The sequence below is a fragment of the Amycolatopsis ultiminotia genome, assembly GCF_039536925.1.
Lineage (GTDB): Bacteria > Actinomycetota > Actinomycetes > Mycobacteriales > Pseudonocardiaceae > Amycolatopsis > Amycolatopsis ultiminotia.
This window is the reverse complement of the sequence record NZ_BAAAZN010000008.1, coordinates 92666-109957: the sequence shown is the minus strand read 5'-3', so window position 1 is coordinate 109957 and position 17292 is coordinate 92666. Positions and strand designations below refer to the sequence as shown.

Here is a 17292-nt window from a genome sequence, read left to right as displayed (position 1 = left end):
CCGAGGAAGCTGCGTGCGCACGTATACACGGGCTTCACTCGGTGGTGTAATCGACGAGCCATCCGCCGATACAGGGGGTCCGGAAGCACATGGAGGCTGACGCCCTAGCCGGTGAGCCGGCCGAGGACGCCGGCTCCGCCGCGTGGCGCGCCGAGCTGGCCGGCCTGCGTCCAGCCGACGGCGAGGGCGTCGTCTTCGCCCTGCACACCGGCAACGGGCCCGCCACCCTGACCTGGCTACCCGGCCTCGAGACCGTGCTCGACCTGCCCGGCGCGAGCGGTCACGAACTGTGCGAACGGCTCACCGAACTGCTCGGCCCGCTCACCGTGCACCTGCCCCGCACCCGGCCGGGCCGGGACTTCGAGCTGGAGCAGCCCTACGACGCGGCGGGCGGCGCCCGCCGACGGATCCGGCTGCGCGTGCGCACGGTCGGGGACACCGGCCGGGCGACCGGACTGCTCGGCGTGGTCTCCGCGGTGCCCGACATCCAGCCGGGGCGTTCCGAGCTGGCGGAACTCACCGACCGCTACCGGGTACTGGTGGAGCTGAGCCCGGACGCGATCTGCGTGCACGAGGGCGGGGTGATCACCTACGCCAACCGCGCCGCGCTCGACCTGTTCGCCGCACGGTCGGCAGGTGAGGTGGTCAGTCATCCGTTCGCCGAGTTCGTGGCCGCGGAGTCGGCCGGCCTGCTGCTCGGCGGAGCCGGGCCCGGACCGGTCGAATCCGTGCTCAAGCGGGTCGACGGCAGCAAGTTCGCGGCCGAGACGGTGTCCGTGCGCACCACCGAGGAGGACACGCCGTCGTTCCAGGTGGTGATCCGCGACGTCACCACGAAACTGGCCGCGGCGGCCGCGTTGCGTGCGCAGACCGCGGTGGTGACCCACGTCAGCGACGCGATCGTCGCGATCACCGCCGAAGGCATCGTGACCAGCTGGAATCCCGCGGCGGAGGCGGTGTACGGATGGCCGGAGCCCGAAGCCGTCGGCAGGCGGGTTCGCGAGGTGCTCGGCGCGGAGCTGGACCCGGAAGCCATCCGGCAGGCAGGCGGCGTCGTGGCGCAGACGCACCGCCGCCGTGATGGGGCACCGCTGTCCGTGCGGGTCTTCACTGCCGAGACGGCCGACGGGTACGTGCTCGTCTGCGCCGACGAGACCGCGCGGCGGCGGGCGGAGCTGCACTACCGGACGGTGGTCGCAGCCCTCGACGAGGGCGTGCTGGTGATGGGCCCGACCGGGTTGATCGAATCGGTGAACCCGGCCGCCAGCCGCATTCTCGGCGTGCCCGCGGCGGAGCTGATCGGGGTGCCGTGCTCGACGCTCGTGCTGTTCGACGAATCCGACGCGCGGATCCCGCCGGACGAACTGCCGTCCGTGCGCACCCGGCGGACCGGGATCCCGCAGAACGGTCTCGTGGTGCGCTCGCGCCGTCCGGACGGGCGCGACGTGTGGATGTCGCTGACCTCGCGACTGCTGGATCCGGACGATCCGCAGAACGTCACCGTGGTCACCTCGTTCACCGACATCACCGAGCAGCGCGCGATCAGCGCCCGCCTCGCGCACGACGCAACCCACGACCCGTTGACCCGCTTGGCGAACCGCACCTTGGTGCTGGACCGGCTCGAACGGCGCCGCCGCACCGCGGCGACCACGGTGCTGTTCCTGGACCTGGACAAGTTCAAGCTGATCAACGATTCCCTCGGTCACCCGGTCGGTGACCAGGTCCTGCGCATCGCAGGCGAACGGCTGCGCCGGGCCACCGCCGAGGACGACGTGGTCGGCCGTCTCGGCGGCGACGAGTTCGTGGTGGTCACCACCGGTGCCGCCGAACCGGACGAGGTGCGGACGTTCGCCGCGCACCTGCGTTCGGTACTGGCGGAACCGGTTTCCGTGCACGGCAGGCAACTGCACCTGGACGTGAGCATGGGCATCGTGCTGGTCGGTGCAGCCGACCCGCGCAGTGCACAGGACGTGCTGCGGGACGCGGACATCGCCATGTACCAGGCAAAATCCCGTGGCCGGGGCCGGTTCGAATTCTTCGACGTGGAACTGCGGATGCGCATGCAACGGCGGCTGCGGATGGAACAGGACCTGCGCGACGCCGTCCACAGTGGACAGCTATGGCCCGCCTACCAGCCGGTGGTGGACCTGCGCACCGGCGACATGGTCGCGGTGGAAGCCCTGCTGCGCTGGACGCACCCGAAGCACGGCGAGATCTCGCCCGCGGAGTTCATCCCGCTGGCGGAGGAGAGCGAACTGATCAACGTGCTCGGGAAGTTCGTCCTGCACGACACGACCAGGGAACTGGCCACACTGCGCAGCGAACGTGGTCTGGACCTGAGCCTGAAGGTGAACCTCTCGGTACGGCAACTGGACGATCCGCACCTGATCCCCGCCGTACGCGATGCACTGGCGACCACCGGACTGCCACCGAGCGCGTTGACCCTGGAGGTGACCGAAAGCGCCCTGATGCGCGACGCGTCGGCCGCCGCAGAAGTGCTGACCGCCCTGCGATCACTGGGCGTACTACTGGCCATCGACGACTTCGGCACCGGCTACTCGTCACTGGCACAGCTACGCAGACTGACCCTGGACACCCTGAAGATCGACCGCTCGTTCATCACGGGAATAGCGGAATCCCACAACGCAGCCGCAATCGTGTCGAGCATCATCGCCATGGCCCACGCAGTAAACCTGACGGTAGTCGCAGAAGGCGTGGAAACACCCGAGGAACTGACCATCCTCAAGGAACTGGGCTGCGACCAGGCCCAGGGCTACCACCTCGGAAAACCACTGGCAGCCACCGAACTGTTCCACTGACCCCCCGGTCCGGCCCACCCCGCCTTACCGACCCCCAACCGAACCCGCTCCCTTCGAGCCTCCCGGCCTGGCCCCCATCCGGCTCCCCAGCCCGTCCGGCTCCCCTGCCCGGCCCCAGCCCAATCTGACCGAAGCGACTCCCGTCGAACCTCCTGCGGACCCGCCCCCGTCCAGCTCCCCTGCCCGCCCGGCTTCCCCGCCCAACCTGACCGAAGCGACTCCCGTCGAACTTCCTGCGGACAACTCGCCCGATCCGACCGGCCCGGCCCCTTCGGCTTCCCTGCCCGGCTCCCGCCGAACCTCCCGCGAACCGGCTCCATCCGGCTCCCGCACCACCGACCGAACCGACTGCCATCCGGCTCCCCCGGCCAGCTCCCAGCCAGCCTCCCCCGAACCGGCCCCCGTCCGGCTCCCCGGTCCGCCCGGCTTCTTGTACGCGGAGCGTGCAGCTTCCCGCCCCGCGACCGACCGACTCTTGTACGCGGAGCGTGCCCGACCGAACCGGCTCCCACCGAGCCGCCCGGCCAGGCCCCTCCGGCGACCCGGCCCGCGCCCACCCACCTGTCCGGCCCCACCGACTCGACCCACCCGACTCCCGTCGAGCCTCCCGCGGACCGGTCCCCATCAGGCTCCGGTGCCCGCCCCCGTCAGCCCGACCAACCGGCTCCCATCCGGCTCCCCAGCCCGTCCGGTTCCCCAGCCCGTCCGGTTCCCCTGCCCGTCCGGCTCCCCTGCCCGGCCCCTGCCCAATCTGACCGAAGCGACTCCCGTCGAACTTCCCGCGGACCACTCGCCCGATCCGACCCGCCTGGCCTGGCCCGGTCCCGGTCCCGGTCCCGGTCCCGGTCCCGGTCCCGTCGAGCCTCCCGCCCGGCCTTCGTCCGGCTTCCCGGTCCGGCTGCCGCGTGACCGACCGGTCCAGTCCCCTTCCTGCCCGGCTGGTTCGGATCGTGCCCCGAGCGCGACGGTCCCCTTTGCACCTCCGGCTTTCCCGGCTCCGAGCACCGCCGTCCCGCTCGCACCCGCCCGGCAGGCACCACCGTCCCGCTCGCACCCGCCCGCTAGGCACCACCGTCCCGCTCGCGCCGCGCCAATCGGCAGGGTGCTCGGCGTGAGGGTCCCGTTCAGTGCACGTTTCTGGTGCGGTGGTCCCTGTCGGTGCTGTCGGTGCCGTCAGCTGGAACGGGGTTGGGCGCGAGCGTCCCGGTCGCGGTTTCGCTCCTCGCTTCGACGGTGGCTGTGCTTGGTGCCACGGGTGGCTCCGTTGGCGGCTGTGCTGGCGACTCCAATCACGACTGTGCCAATCACGACTGTGCTGAAGACTCCGGCGCGACCGCACTCGTGGCTCCGGTGCCGGGTAACTCCGGTGGTCTCCGTGTTCACGGCACCGGTGATCGCGGCGCACATGGCTCCGGTGCCTCCGTGCTCGTGGTCCACCAGTGGTCACGGTGCTCATGGCCAACAATGGTCGCCGTGCTCACGGCTCCGGTCGGTCATAACTCATGACTCCGATGCCGGTGATTCCGCTCATGATTCCAAAGCGAGTGACTCCGGTGGCTCCATTCATGAATCCGGCGCCGGTAACGCCACTCATGACTCCGGGTGCCTCCGCCAACTCCGTGCCGACCCACACCAACCCCCGTACCGACCCACGCCAGTCCCGTGCCGAGCCGCACCAGCCGCCGTACCGACGCACACCACCCCCCCGGTACCGACCCACGCCAGTCCCGTGCCGACCCACACCAACCCCCGTACCGACGCACACCAGGTCCCATGGTTCGGCAGTTGCCTTCAGTAGATCTTCAGCAGCTCCGCCAGTTCCTCGTCGTTCAGGACGACGTCCAGGCTTTCCAGGGTTTCGCTCAGGTCGGCTGGGGTGATGGTGCGGGTCTGCGTTGTGCCGTTCGGGTGGCTTTCCTGGTACTCGCGACCCACCATGCGGCGGAAGCGGCCGGGGGACAGGCGCATCACGACCAGTCGTCCGGTGAACGGGGACCTCGGGTGGGTCGAGGTGTAGTGGTGGAACACCTCGTAGTCGATCGGCAGGCTGTGCACCTGCGGCAGGAACTCGTGCAGGTCGTCCCAGCCGTCGGCGGTCTGCTTCTGCAACACCCACCAGTCGCCCCTCGCCGCCATCCGATGGGGCCAGCCCGCCTGGTCGACCACGGCGCCGTCGACGAGCGGCATCGGTACCAGGATTCCGGCACCGAACCCGACATCGACGAGGTACTCCCGGTCCTCGACGGTGACTACGAGCGACATGTGGGTGTACGGCCCGCTCTTACGGGGCTGCACTCGCGCGGCCGTGCGCTGCACCGAGTAACCCAGCTGCTCGGCAACCGCGGCGAACAGCCCAGCCTGCTCGTAGCAGTACCCGCCGCGACGCCGTCCGATGAGCTTTTCGCACACTGCCTCGAGCCCGATCCCACGGTGCCGCTCCAGCACCACATCCACGTTCTCGAACGGAATCGTCTCGACGTGCGCCTGCACGAGCCGGGCCAGCGCAGCCGCCGACGGCGCCTCCCGCGGCTGCCCCACCCGCGCCAGGTACGCATCGAGGTCGACAGCTTCGATGTTCCATTCCCCGGTCATAGGCGCAGTCTGCAACCTCAAGGACGCTCGAGGTCAACCTGACAGGGTGTGATCAGTATTGTGCACCGAGCCACTCTCTGGTGTCATGTACCACACGTTCGGGTGACTAGATGGGAGTCCGATGAAGGCCTCGCGAACGATCGCGCTGATCGGTGCGGCAGCAGTGCTCACCACAGCCGCGACGCTCACGCCTGGAATCGCCACGGCAGCTTCGGCAGCGTCGGCAACGACCCGGACGGCACCCCAAAGAGCGGCCCAAACCTGGGCATCCGCGGACACCGCCGCGGTGCACCCGGGCGTGCAGACCCAGACCAACGGCGCGCAGTGCACCTCGAACTTCGTCTTCTCCAACGGATCCGAGGTCTTCCTCGGCCAAGCCGCGCACTGTTCCGGCACCGGCGGCGAGACCGACACGAACGGCTGCGATTCCGGATCACTCCCCCTGGGCACCCCGGTGACCGTCGAAGGTGCCGCGAAGCCCGGCACGCTCGTCTACAACTCCTGGCTCACCATGCAGGCCAAGCACGAGACGGACGCGAACACCTGCCAGTACAACGATCTCGCGCTGGTGAAGATCGACCCGGCGGACGTCGCGAAGGTCAATCCGAGCCTCCCGTTCTGGGGCGGCCCGACCGGCCTCAGCACGGCAGGCACCAGCGCACTCGGCACGGTGCTCAGCTACGGCAACTCCGAACTGCGTGGCGGGATCACGCAGCTGTCGCCGAAACAGGGCGCCAGCCTCGGTGACACCGGCGGTGGCTGGAGCCACACCGTGCTCACCGTGACGCCCGGCATCCCCGGCGACTCAGGCAGTGCGTTCCTGGACCGCGACGGCAAGGCGCTCGGCGTGCTCAGCACGTTGAACCTCCTCCCGCAGCCGGGCACCAACGGCGTCGGCAATCTCTCCCTCGAACTCGCCTACGCGAATGCGAACGGCGGCGTGGGGGCGGTGCAAATGGTTCCCGGAACCACACCATTCCGCGGACCATTGCTCTGAACCATCCCCTACTTTCGGATTGGGCCGGAGGAATGAAATCGGCCGATCCCGACCAGCGGCAACCGTCCTGCTCCGGGCACCGGTGCGCAGAATTCCGCTGAATTCGCCGGATACACCCATCGGCGCCGGGAAACGTGGCCAAGCCAACGGAACCCGGCCAGGCAGAGCAGTCCTGCGTCGCGCCCACCGGTTTCGCCCGCCCGCCCGCGCGGGCAAAGCACCCAATTCGACCTGCCCGGAAATCTCCCTCCGGCAGGACGACTTACCGGACAGAACATCGCCGGTCCGTTGACACCCCGTCTGCCGGGTATTTAATCTGGTGACGCGCACATTGAAACGTTTGAACAATTTCCTTCGATGCCCGTGACGGAAACCGTCGATGCCGGCTTCCGCTGCGCCCGGAACATGCTCCCCAAGGACCCGGCATGCGAGCAGTCACCAGAACGGCATCCACACCGGTATTCGTCACGATCATGCTGGCGGTCGCGGCATTCGCGACAGCCGGTCCGGCGGTGGCCGCGACCCCCACCGAGCCGCCGGGCAGCGCGCCGCCCAGCGTCGGCACGACGACGACCCCGCCACCCGGCGCCGACGATCCCACTTCCCCACCGACCATCGTCGGCAAGCCGTCCGACCCGTCCGGGGTAAGCACAAAACCCCGCACCCCAGCGGACAACGCGACCATCTGCGATCAGTACTGCGATGGCCGCGACCCCGCCCTCGCGCCGTCCGATCGGATTGCCGCCAGTGCGACGGCCGCGGCCGGCCGGAATCTCGAACTGCGGATGGACGACGGCGAGGACATGGGCTGGGCGGTGATCACCGACGGCGACGCAGGGGACGAGGTCTGGCTGGACCGTTCGTTCGACGGCGGGCGGAGCTGGACCTCCGGCAGCAAATTGGGTGACGCGAGCACCCCGTCCGGTTCCCAGGACTGGCGCACGCTGATGTACAACGTCGACGACTGGAACAACGCCGGTTACGGCCTGCTGCGTGCGTGCGGCCTACCCGCCGGCGCGACCGAGGCCGGCTGCACCGGCTGGGCCCGCACCACCTGGAACGCCGGGGACCGCAGCACCGCGGCGGCGACCGCGCTGATGGAGTACTACAACGGCGCCGGCGGGCTGTTCGACACCACCGGCTGGTGGAATTCCGCCAACGCTCTCACCGCGCTCATCGACAACGCGCGAGTCAGCGGAATGGACAGCTACCGGTACGTCATCGACCAGACCTACCAGCTGAATCTCAAGGCGGGGCGGGGAAACTTCACCAACGACTTCCTCGACGACACCGCATGGTGGGGACTCGCCTGGGTGGACGCCTACGACCTCACCCAGGACAGCAAGTACCTCGAGACCGCGAAAATCGACGCCGACTATCTGCACTCCTACTGGGATTCCACCTGCGGCGGCGGCATCTGGTGGAGTGTCGGGAAAAACTACAAGAACGCCATCGCCAACTCGCTCTACATCCAGCTCAACGCCGCACTGCACAACCGGATCAGCGGTGACGGCGACTACCTGCAACGGGCCGAGGACGGCTGGTCCTGGTTCTCCGCCAGCGGCATGATCAACGACTCCCATGTGGTCAACGACGGGATCGACCTGAGCACCTGCACCAACAACAACGGCCCGGTCTACACCTACAACCAGGGAGTGCCGCTGGCCGCACTGGCCGAACTCCACCGCGCGAGCGGGGACGACAGCCTGCTCACCACAGCCAAGGTGCTGGCCGACGCATCCACCACGAACACCTCGCTGAACGAAAACGGGATCCTGCACGACACCGGCGACGCACCGGGCGGCGGCGGCGGTGACGGCCCGTCGTTCAAGGGCGTCTACGTCCGCGATCTCGCCACGCTCAACGCCGCCCTTTCCGATCACCCCTACACCGATTACCTGAAGCGGCAGGCGGATTCCGCCTACGCCAATGACCGCAACACCGCCGACCAGTACGGCTTGCTCTGGGCCGGCCCCTTCGACCAGAGCGACGCCGCCAGGCAGCAGTCTGCGCTCGACCTGATGAACGCGACGCACTGAACGGACGAGGAAGGAAACCCGCCATGAAGCTCCGGTGGAGACGGCTCACCCGGGTACGCACCGGCTTGATCGCAGTGGTCCCGGCATTCCTGCTGGTCACCGTTCAGATCGTCGGCGGAGGCGGTACCAGCGCGACGGCCGCGTCGTCCGGCCTGCCCTGTGATGCCTACGCCTCCGGCGGAACCCCGTGCGTGGCCGCGCACAGCACGACCAGGGCACTGCTGTCCGGTTACCAGGGCCCGCTTTACCAAATCACCCGCACCTCGGACAAAACCACGCGTGACATCGGGCTGCTGTCCGACGGCTACGCCAACGCGGCCGACCAGGATTCGTTCTGCGCCGGAACCACTTGCCAGATCACGAAGATCTACGACCAGACCGCCAACCACAGCGACCTGACCCCGGCACCGGGCGGATCCGCGAACCCCGCTGCCGACCGTGGCGCCGACGCGTCCGAACTCTCGGTCACCGCCGGCGGCCACCAGGTTTACGGCATCTGGACGTCCCCTGGCGTCGGCTACCGCTACCAGGGCGCGGCGAACGGCGTCGCGGTGAACGGGCAGCCGGAAGGTGCCTACATGGTGGCCAGCGGCACCCACGTCGGCGACGCCTGTTGCTTCGACTACGGCAATGCGGAGACCGACTCCGCGGACAACGGCAACGGCCACATGGACGCGGTGAGCATCGCGACGACCTGCTACTTCGAACCGTGCAACGGCACCGGCCCGTGGGTCGAGGCCGATCTGGAAAACGGGATGTTCCAGGGCGACAACGGTTCCAACACCGCGAACCTCGGCAACAACAGCCACTACGTCACCGCGGTGCTGCGCAACGACGGCCAGACGAAGTACTCCCTCAAGGGCGGCGACGCACAGTCCGGTGACCTCACCACGTGGTGGGACGGCGCACTGCCCAGCCGCGACGGTTACCGGCCGATGCAGCAGGAGGGTGGCATCATCCTCGGCATCGGCGGCGACAACAGCAACTGGAACCGCGGCACCTTCTTCGAGGGTGCCATGGTCGCCGGTTTCCCCAGCGATGAAACGGAAAACGCGGTACAGGCCAACGTCGTCTCGGTCGGCTACGACGGAGCGACCGACGTGCCCAACGGTCCACAGGGGACCATCACCGGTCCCGGCGGCAAATGCGTCGACGTCGCCGGGGACGACACCGGTGTCAACCTGGCCGCCGTCCAGCTGTGGGGCTGCCAGAACTACGCCGAGGACCAGTACTGGACGCACCAGCCGGACGATTCGCTGACCACGATCGGCCGCTGCCTCGACATCAGCGACAACGGCACCGAGGCAGGCAAACAGGTCGTGCTGTGGGACTGCACCGGCGGCGGTAACCAGAAGTGGCAGCAGCAGCCGGACGGTTCACTGCTCAACCCGCAATCCGGGCGGTGCCTCGATTCCCCGAACGGCGACACCGCCGACGGCACCCTGCTGCGGATCTGGGACTGTAACGGAGCGGACGCGCAGAAGTTCGAATTGCACACCGGTTCCTGACCAAGGGAATTGCCCCGAAGGCGTTGCGAACCACCCTCGGTAGTCCTAGCGTTGACAAAGCTGACCGAACGCTAGGGGGAGATTTTATGCGGTCGCATCGTGTCACCACCGTCGCCGGGGCAATTCTCGCCACCGGCCTGCTGCTCGCCGGTTCCGTACCGGCCTCCGCGGCGGCCGGGCCGACCACCCTGCCGGCCGACCAGTACACACTCAGCGCGGACTACCACAAGTTCGACGCCCTCAACTCGGCACTCGTCTCGACCCTCGGTACCGCGGCCGTGCACACGGTCATGGACAACGCGAACCACAGCAGGCGAGCACTGCCCTCGTCCTTCTCGTTGGCCGGGCTCACCGGCGGTTTCCAGTTCGACGACGCGGACAACAAGGACTGCAAGAGCTATCCACAGGGCATCACCACCAGCCGCGACGCAGTGGGCACCGCGGACGGCGGCAACTACGACGGCCACCAGCTCGTGCTCATCAGCTGGTACACCAAGGGTTCCTGCGACGGCAAGCAGCAGCGCAGCCGGCTCACCCTGGTCGACTGGGACGCCACCTACCCGGACAAGTACCGCAAGATCCTGCTCGTCGAGCCGACCGGCAGCACTTCCGCGCCGGACTTCAAGGACGTCCCGATCCACGCCGGCGGCGTCTCCTGGTACGGCGACAACCTCTACGTCGCCGATACCGGCGGTGGCATGCGGGTCTTCGACATGCGCAAGATCCTGAAGACTGACCCCGGCGGCGACGCCGGACAGATCGGCAGGCAGTCGCCGACCGTGTACTACGCGCACAACTACGCTTACGTCCTGCCGCAGGTCGGCACCATCAGTTCGAAGACCACCTCGGGCACGAATCTCGCCTGGTCCTCGATCTCGCTCGACCGGGCGAGCAAATCGATGGTCATGACGGAGTACACCTGCAAGTCCGGCTGCACCGACTACCCGAACCGCGCGCCGCGGGCGATCCGCTACCCGTTCGCCCCGTCGTCGACGACGTTCGCCGACTCCACCACGGCCAGCCAGGCACTCCAGCTGCCCTGGTACAAGCTCAACGGCGTTGCTTCGCACAACGGCCGGTGGTGGTTCAACTCCTCCGGTGACAAGCAGCTCTACTACTGGACCCCGGACGGCGGCTCGAAGACCTACCCGTGGGTGAGCAGCGGCGAGAGCATCTCGTACTGGGAGGACGGGACCAACCCGGATCTGCTGTGGTCGTTGCAGGAGGGAACCGGCAACCGCAACGTGTTCGCGGTCGGCCAAGCGGGCTACAGCGGCTGAGGCACGCCCGCTCCGGACGCCGGGCGGATCAGGTCACCAGACCGTGCCGATAGGCGTAGACGACCGCCTGTACCCGGTCCCGCAGGCCGAGCTTGGTCAGGATCCGTGACACGAAGGTCTTCACCGTCTCCTGGCTGATCGACAGCGTGCCGGCGATCTCGCTGTTGGACTGCCCGTCCGCGATCAACCGCAGGACCTCCAGCTCCCGCGGCGTGAGCGGAAGGTCCCCCGGCGTCTCCTCGGTGGGCCGGATCCGCGCGGCGTACCGGCCCACCAGCTGGCGCGTCACCTCCGGATCCAGCAATGCCGCCCCGGTGGCGACGGTCCGGATGCCGTGCAGCAGCTGGGTCGGCGGCGCGTCCTTGAGCAGAAACCCGCTCGCTCCGGCACGCAGTGCCTCGTAGACGTACTCGTCGAGGTTGAACGTGGTCAGCACGAGCACCTTGACCGGTTCCTCCACCGCGGCCCCGGCGAGCAGCCGGGTGGCCCCGATCCCGTCGAGCACCGGCATCCGCACGTCCATCACCACGACGTCCGGTGTCACCTTGGCGGCGAGCTCGACCGCGGCCTGCCCGTCGCCGCACTCGCCGACCACCTCCATGTCCGGCTGCGCGTCGATGATCGTCACCAGCCCGGTGCGGATCAGCATCTGGTCGTCGCAGACCAGTACCCGGACCGGCGCGGTCACGAGCGGCTCCCGGTGGGGATCCTGGCCCGCACCACGAATCCGTCGCCGTTCGCCGGGCCGGCGCTGAACTCGCCGCCGAGCACATCGACCCGTTCCCGGAGTCCGTTCAGCCCCCGACCGCTGCCACCGGGGGAAGCGAACGAGGATCCGGAACCGTCCGTGCTCACCTGCACGGTGATCTCCCTTTCGCGGTGGTGCACCTCGACCGACGTGCGGCTGCCGTGCGCGTACTTGAGCGCGTTCGTCAGAGCTTCCTGCACGACCCGGTAGGCCACCAGGTCGGCACTGCCACTCGACTCGGCGGGCGTACCTGCCTCGATGAACTCCACCGGCTGGCCTGCCTGCTGGGTCTGCTCGACGAGCGTACGGAGCTTACCCGGTGAGGCCGTGCTGACCTCGATGCCGTGGTCCGGGTTAAGCAGTTCGAGCAGGTGCCGCAGGTCGGTGATGGCCCTCCTGCCGGTGTCGGTGACCGCGCCCAGGGCCTGGTCGAGCCGTTCCGGTGCGGCGGTCAGATACCTGGCGGCCTCGGTCTGCACGACCATCGCCGTCACGTGGTGGGTCACGACGTCGTGCAGTTCCCTGGCGATCCGGGTGCGTTCCGCGGTGCGGGTGTCCTCCGCGACCCGCCTGCGTCGTTCGGCTTCCAGCGCACGGGTGGAGCGCAACCACGATCCGGCTCCCCACGGCAGGAACATCGCCGCGTAGAACGTCACGAACTCGATCACCGGCTCCCCGCCCGCACCGAGCCGGTAGAGCACGATCGCGAACGGCACATAGGCGACGGTGAGCAGGACCGCGGTGAGCCGGCGGCGCCATTCCAGATGCGCTCCCGCGCTCAGCAGCGCGAGGGCAATCGCGGTGCCGGACAACGTGTGGTAGCCGCGGAGCTGGTCGACGGCGAACCCGGCCGAGACCAGGAACAGGCAGATCAGCGGCCACCGGCGACGCACCGCGAGCGGGAGGCACTCGAGGGCGACCACGACACCGGCCAGTGCGTCGTAGGGGCGGTTGGGCAGGCTGCCGACCTGAGTCCCGTGGCTGTCGAAGAACGGAAGTAACGTCGCGATCAGGAGGACCAGCCCGAGCGGGAGGTCCCTGATCACGACGTCCAACCGGCGCCAGGTCTGCAGCACCCGCCGGTGATCGATCACCGGGAAAGCTTAGTCAGAACGTCGGACTCGGCCGCGACCTGCTGGTCGGCGTCCGACTGGCGACGACGCGGGATGGGCTTGACGTTGCCGCGCCGGTACGCCACCCACATGAAGGCGATCGTCGCCACCACGCAGAAGCCCACCGAGATCACGCTGCCCTCCGGGCCGAAGGCACCGCCGGTGAGGTAGTCCGGGCCGGACGTCGTGGCGTTCAGCAGGCCCTGCGAGGTGCCGTTGCCGGAAACCTGCGTGCTGAAGATGCCGCCTGCGGCGAAGTTCCAGCCGAAGTGCAGGCCGATCGGGACCCACAGCTTGCGGGTCGCGACGTACGCGGCGGTGAGCATGCCGCCCGCTTCGATGGCGACGGCGAGCGCGCCCCACAGGTCGGCGTCCGGGTTGAGCAGGTGCGACATGCCGAACACGAGACCGGTCACGACCAACGAGATCCACGTACCGGTGCGTTCCTCGATGATCCGGAACAGCACCCCGCGGTACATCAGTTCCTCGGTCGCCGCGGCAGCGGCCATGAAGCCGAACAGCCCCACCGCGCCGGGGATCGTGCCCAGTCCGTGCACCTGGTAGCCGCCGTTGCAGGCGATGTCCACGATGACGAGCCCGAAGATGGCGAGGCCGCCCAGCGTCCCCCCGACGAGACCGGGCAGCGCGCCCTTCGCGGACAGCTCGGTGACCTGGCGGCGCTCCATCCGTCCGACCAGCAACCGGTAGACGAACACCCCGAGCACGGCGGTCAGCACGCCGGCGGCGACCATGAGCGCCGGGTTGTCCTGTGCTGCGGTCATCCCCTGGCCGCCGACGAACTGAACCGCCAGCGCGGCCGCGAACTGCGAGACCAGCCGCAGGACCAGCTTCACGAGCTTCATCAAGACTCCTCAGTCGGATCCGCGGCCGGTGCGCCGCGGCTGAACTGAAAATTACGGCTCCGACCAGCCGAAATCGTCACCAGGCAGTGGACACTTGCGGGTAGCTCGCACGGGGGACAACCCCAGCGGAAGGCGGCTGACCACGCGGTTCAGCCCAGCCGTTGTCCGGGACTCGACGAGAACGTCCGGCCGCCCGCGGCGAGACGGGTACCGGGCACCTACCGGGGCCCCTCGAACGGGACGCGCACCGGGCACCTTTTCGGCCCCCTCGAACGGGACGCGGACCGGACACCTTCTCGGGCCCCTCGAACGAGACGCGCACCGGGCACCTACCTGGCCCCCTCGAGTACGAAACAGCCCACCGGGATCCGGGACGGACTGATCGCGGACGCGAGACTGAGCCGCCATCCCTGCGAGAACAGCCCCCACCCGAATCGGGTGGGGGCTGTTCTCGCAGGTAGATGCGGTGGCCAGGGCCGGGGTCGAACCGGCGACCTTCCGCTTTTCAGTTCTCGGCACGACCGTACGGCGGGGTTCGCCAGCGACTAAAACGCCTGGTCAGTGCAGTACTTGCGACATGGGCAGCAGCATGAACGGACGTGGACTGAGACGGAGAACGAGACGGGCGACCCAGAATCCCCGCGCCAAGCGCTGGCGTAGCAGCCGGGAGGCCGGTACGGCCACCGGGCGACTTCGGCCGGGCGCGTCGGGGGCTCGGGCACTTAACTGCGCTCCGTTCCCATATGGCCACGCTGCGTCCAGGTACCGCGCGCGTCCTGACCCCCTGCGCGGTAAGCGCGGTAGCGCGGTAACTCTCCGACCAGCACAAACACCCATCGACTTCCCGGACTTACCGCGCAGGGCGCGCGGTAAGTCCGGGGGGTCGGACTGCATACGACCGACCAGCTCTCTCGTCAGCACGGCCTTTAGGCTGATTCCAGCCATCACGACAGGAGGTTTGATGACCCACGCCACGGTGTCGTTTACGCCCGAGTCGACGCGCCGCGTCCTGGTGGCAGCTTGTCGCGCGGCCGGCCTCGATCCGGCGGGCGCATCACTGATGCGGCTCGGCGAGAACGCGCTGTTCAGGCTTCGATCCGCGCCGGTCGTGGTGCGGATCGCCCGCAACATGAGCCACTGGGAGACCGCAGTAAAGGAGGTCTCCGTGGCCCGGTGGCTGGCCACGGAGAACTTCGCGGCCGGTCGTGTCGCAAAACCGACCGATCAACCCATAGCTGTGGGCGAGCACCCGGTAACGTTCTGGGAGCTTATCCCCGGCCAACCCGCCATGCCTGAAGACGTTTCCTCTTTGGGCCGTGTCTTGCTTGCCTTCCACAGACTGCCTCATCCGGAGGCCTTTTCAATCCCCGCACTCGATGTACTCGCCCGGGTTAATCGCCGAGTCAACTCGGCAGAAATTCCATCCCGCGATAAGGAGTTTCTCCTAGAACGCTGTACAGAATTGCGCGAGGATATCTCCCAGTTAAATTACCCTCTCGAAAGTACAGTAATCCACGGAGACGCTCACATTAAAAATCTCATGATGGAGAACGGCAATCCGATCCTAATCGACTTTGAGAACGTCGCATGGGGGCAGCCCGAGTGGGACTTGTCGATGACTGCGACTGAATATCTCACGGCCGGATGGTGGAACGCAGAGCAGTACGCGAGCTTCAGCGAAGCATACGGCTTCGACATTCGGGATTGGTCTGGATTTGCAACCCTCCAGGCCACCCACGAAATAAAGATGACAACGTGGGTAATGCAGAACATCTCTCAATCACAGAAGATCGCATCCGAGTTCGAGACTCGCATGGAGAAGATCCGATATCGCTCCACTTCAGCGAAGTGGAGCCCGATGTAACACCCGGACTAGACCGAACGCTTGAGAGCCGGATATTGCCTGTGCAAGAGTTCGCCGAACCCGTGCGCAAGCTGATGCTCCGGTGCTGCTTTTGCAAGGGCGCCGTGGAAGTCCGTCAGGTAGCGAATGTACCTGGCGGACTGCAGGCCATCAGCCAGCTCTACTGCATGCGATGCCAGAGTGACCGCTTCCTCCAGATCACCAGAAGAAAGCGAGCCAGCGGCAGACACCATCTGAATGAAAGCACGCGTTCGAGGCGGAGTTGACGCAGGGTCAATCGCCTGCTCAGTAAAAACCTTTGTTTGCCGCCAGTCGCCGAGATCGCGAAAGCAATGCGAGGCCTCCCCCGCCAGCTCGAATGCGTCAAAGTACTTTACCCACTCCGGGTCCTGGTCAGGGTCCCGCGTACCGAACAGTTTTTCCGCCTGACTCAGCGCACGTCCAGTACCACTTTTGTCACCAAGACTTGCAAGCGCACGCGCTTCGTGCGCCAGAAACATCGCTGACACGGTAGAGGTCGCTCGACCGATTGTGGCACTCTGTGCTGCCCGCGCATAGTTCACAGCATCGGTGAATCGTCCCAAGTAGTTTGCTTGGTGCGAAAGGCTGGAAAACATCCTCGCGCCGAGCATGTCGTCTTCCGCCTCCCGCGCGAGACGCAGCCCTTGCGTGAAATACCGCATGGCAACGCCGTGCCGACCAACGTCGTACGCGGTCCAACCGAGTAGCTGGGCAACCTCGGCTGCCGCGCCGAATACTTCGCGCCGGATGGGCTCGGGATGGTGGCGGCGCAGCAGCGGCACAACCTGGTCACGGAAGTACTCGATCAGCATGCGCCGCGTGTGACCGCCTCCGAACTCGAAGTCCATCTCCATGAAGTTCCCGGCGGTCTTCCGGATCCGAGCAGCAGCTGTTGAACCCCGCAGCGGCTCGTCAAACTGAGGATCGATCAGCACTGGTGCCGCGAACATGTAGCCGGTGATGATCTGCGGCGCCGCGTCAGGGCGCCAAGTCGCCTCTACAACCTGTTGCCGATCCATCTGGTCGGCATCGGTGAGCTGTCGCAGCAGGTCAACAGCTCGCGCAGATTCGGCCTGGTACGCAAGTCCCTCGGTGACCAACGAGTCGTCGCCAGAGGGGTCAATCTGCTCAAAGCCGATATCGTCGAGCCCGATCCGCCGGCCAAGTTTGCGCCCGAGGACTTCGGCAATGACCTGCGGTTTTGGCGCGCGGGGCACCATGCCATCGAGCCACTTGCGCACGTCGTTGTGATCGGCCCGCACGGGCTCCGGCGTACCAGCGGTCGCGTCCATCATGCGCCGCGCGAGTCCCTTGTTGCTGACGCCCGCCTCGTCCATAACGGCAGCTAAACGGCGGTTTGGCTGCCTCCCTGTGTCGCCCATCGCTTCCTCCCTCCACGCCAGTCAAGCACAGCCGTGCTCCCCCTTGTGCTCCCATGCTCACTCCGTG

At 67.6% G+C, this 17292-nt stretch carries 11 protein-coding genes; 6 read left to right on the top strand and 5 right to left on the bottom strand.

The window, feature by feature from the left end; genetic code table 11:
- The first annotated feature begins 89 nt into the window (after nucleotides 1-89).
- Nucleotides 90-2819: a sensor domain-containing protein gene (locus ABD793_RS19760; RefSeq protein ID WP_344861997.1), complete on the top strand. Its 2730-nt coding sequence runs from the start codon at nucleotides 90-92 to the stop codon at nucleotides 2817-2819.
- A 1791-nt stretch (nucleotides 2820-4610) separates the two neighbouring features.
- Here the strand turns inward: ABD793_RS19760 and ABD793_RS19755 are convergent.
- Complete coding sequence (locus tag ABD793_RS19755; RefSeq protein ID WP_344861995.1) at nucleotides 4611-5411, bottom strand: arylamine N-acetyltransferase family protein; 801 nt, start codon at nucleotides 5409-5411, stop codon at nucleotides 4611-4613.
- Nucleotides 5412-5532: 121 nt separating this feature from the next.
- Between ABD793_RS19755 and ABD793_RS19750 the strand changes: the two genes are divergently transcribed.
- The 4 genes from ABD793_RS19750 to ABD793_RS19735 all read left to right on the top strand — a co-directional run bounded on the left by ABD793_RS19750 (nucleotide 5533) and on the right by ABD793_RS19735 (nucleotide 11235).
- On the top strand, nucleotides 5533-6408 hold the full coding sequence (locus ABD793_RS19750; RefSeq protein ID WP_344861993.1) for a serine protease: 876 nt from the start codon (nucleotides 5533-5535) through the stop codon (nucleotides 6406-6408).
- Between the two features lie 425 nt (nucleotides 6409-6833).
- Complete coding sequence (locus tag ABD793_RS19745) at nucleotides 6834-8447, top strand: glycoside hydrolase family 76 protein (protein WP_344861991.1); 1614 nt, start codon at nucleotides 6834-6836, stop codon at nucleotides 8445-8447.
- Nucleotides 8448-8470: 23 nt separating this feature from the next.
- Nucleotides 8471-9955, top strand: coding sequence for an arabinofuranosidase catalytic domain-containing protein (locus tag ABD793_RS19740; protein ID WP_344861989.1), 1485 nt, complete (start codon nucleotides 8471-8473; stop codon nucleotides 9953-9955).
- Between the two features lie 86 nt (nucleotides 9956-10041).
- Nucleotides 10042-11235 carry a hypothetical protein gene (locus ABD793_RS19735; protein ID WP_344861987.1) on the top strand — a complete coding sequence of 398 codons (1194 nt, stop codon included), beginning with the start codon at nucleotides 10042-10044 and terminating at the stop codon, nucleotides 11233-11235.
- Between the two features lie 28 nt (nucleotides 11236-11263).
- Here the strand turns inward: ABD793_RS19735 and ABD793_RS19730 are convergent, their stop codons facing one another.
- Genes ABD793_RS19730 through ABD793_RS19720 form a run of 3 tightly spaced genes read right to left on the bottom strand, consistent with a single transcriptional unit; the run spans nucleotide 11264 to nucleotide 13958 of the window.
- Nucleotides 11264-11923 carry a response regulator gene (locus ABD793_RS19730; protein WP_344861985.1) on the bottom strand — a complete coding sequence of 220 codons (660 nt, stop codon included), beginning with the start codon at nucleotides 11921-11923 and terminating at the stop codon, nucleotides 11264-11266.
- Complete coding sequence (locus tag ABD793_RS19725) at nucleotides 11920-13077, bottom strand: sensor histidine kinase (protein WP_344861983.1); 1158 nt, start codon at nucleotides 13075-13077, stop codon at nucleotides 11920-11922. The genes ABD793_RS19730 and ABD793_RS19725 overlap by 4 nt, the downstream gene beginning before the upstream one ends.
- Nucleotides 13074-13958, bottom strand: coding sequence for a CPBP family intramembrane glutamic endopeptidase (locus tag ABD793_RS19720; protein WP_344861981.1), 885 nt, complete (start codon nucleotides 13956-13958; stop codon nucleotides 13074-13076). Before ABD793_RS19720 ends, ABD793_RS19725 begins: the two co-directional genes overlap by 4 nt.
- Before the next feature lie 961 nt (nucleotides 13959-14919).
- On the opposite strand from ABD793_RS19720, the gene ABD793_RS19715 reads away from it, so the two are divergent.
- A complete protein-coding gene (locus ABD793_RS19715; protein ID WP_344861979.1) occupies nucleotides 14920-15822 on the top strand; it encodes a phosphotransferase in 903 nt (300 codons plus the stop codon).
- An 8-nt stretch (nucleotides 15823-15830) separates the two neighbouring features.
- On the opposite strand, the gene ABD793_RS19710 is transcribed toward ABD793_RS19715, so the two are convergent.
- Entirely contained in the window at nucleotides 15831-17225 is a 1395-nt protein-coding gene (locus tag ABD793_RS19710) for an NsdA family TPR-like regulatory protein (RefSeq protein ID WP_344861977.1), read from the bottom strand.
- Nucleotides 17226-17292: the final 67 nt, after the last annotated feature.

Coding starts and splice junctions, on each gene's coding strand:
- ABD793_RS19760 (WP_344861997.1), top strand. CDS start 90: ATGGAGGCTGACGCCCTAGCCGGTGAGCCGGCCGAGGACGCCGGCTCC.
- ABD793_RS19710 (WP_344861977.1), bottom strand. CDS start 17,225: ATGGGCGACACAGGGAGGCAGCCAAACCGCCGTTTAGCTGCCGTTATG.
- ABD793_RS19715 (WP_344861979.1), top strand. CDS start 14,920: ATGACCCACGCCACGGTGTCGTTTACGCCCGAGTCGACGCGCCGCGTC.
- ABD793_RS19755 (WP_344861995.1), bottom strand. CDS start 5,411: ATGACCGGGGAATGGAACATCGAAGCTGTCGACCTCGATGCGTACCTG.
- ABD793_RS19735 (WP_344861987.1), top strand. CDS start 10,042: ATGCGGTCGCATCGTGTCACCACCGTCGCCGGGGCAATTCTCGCCACC.
- ABD793_RS19740 (WP_344861989.1), top strand. CDS start 8,471: ATGAAGCTCCGGTGGAGACGGCTCACCCGGGTACGCACCGGCTTGATC.
- ABD793_RS19720 (WP_344861981.1), bottom strand. CDS start 13,958: ATGAAGCTCGTGAAGCTGGTCCTGCGGCTGGTCTCGCAGTTCGCGGCC.
- ABD793_RS19745 (WP_344861991.1), top strand. CDS start 6,834: ATGCGAGCAGTCACCAGAACGGCATCCACACCGGTATTCGTCACGATC.
- ABD793_RS19750 (WP_344861993.1), top strand. CDS start 5,533: ATGAAGGCCTCGCGAACGATCGCGCTGATCGGTGCGGCAGCAGTGCTC.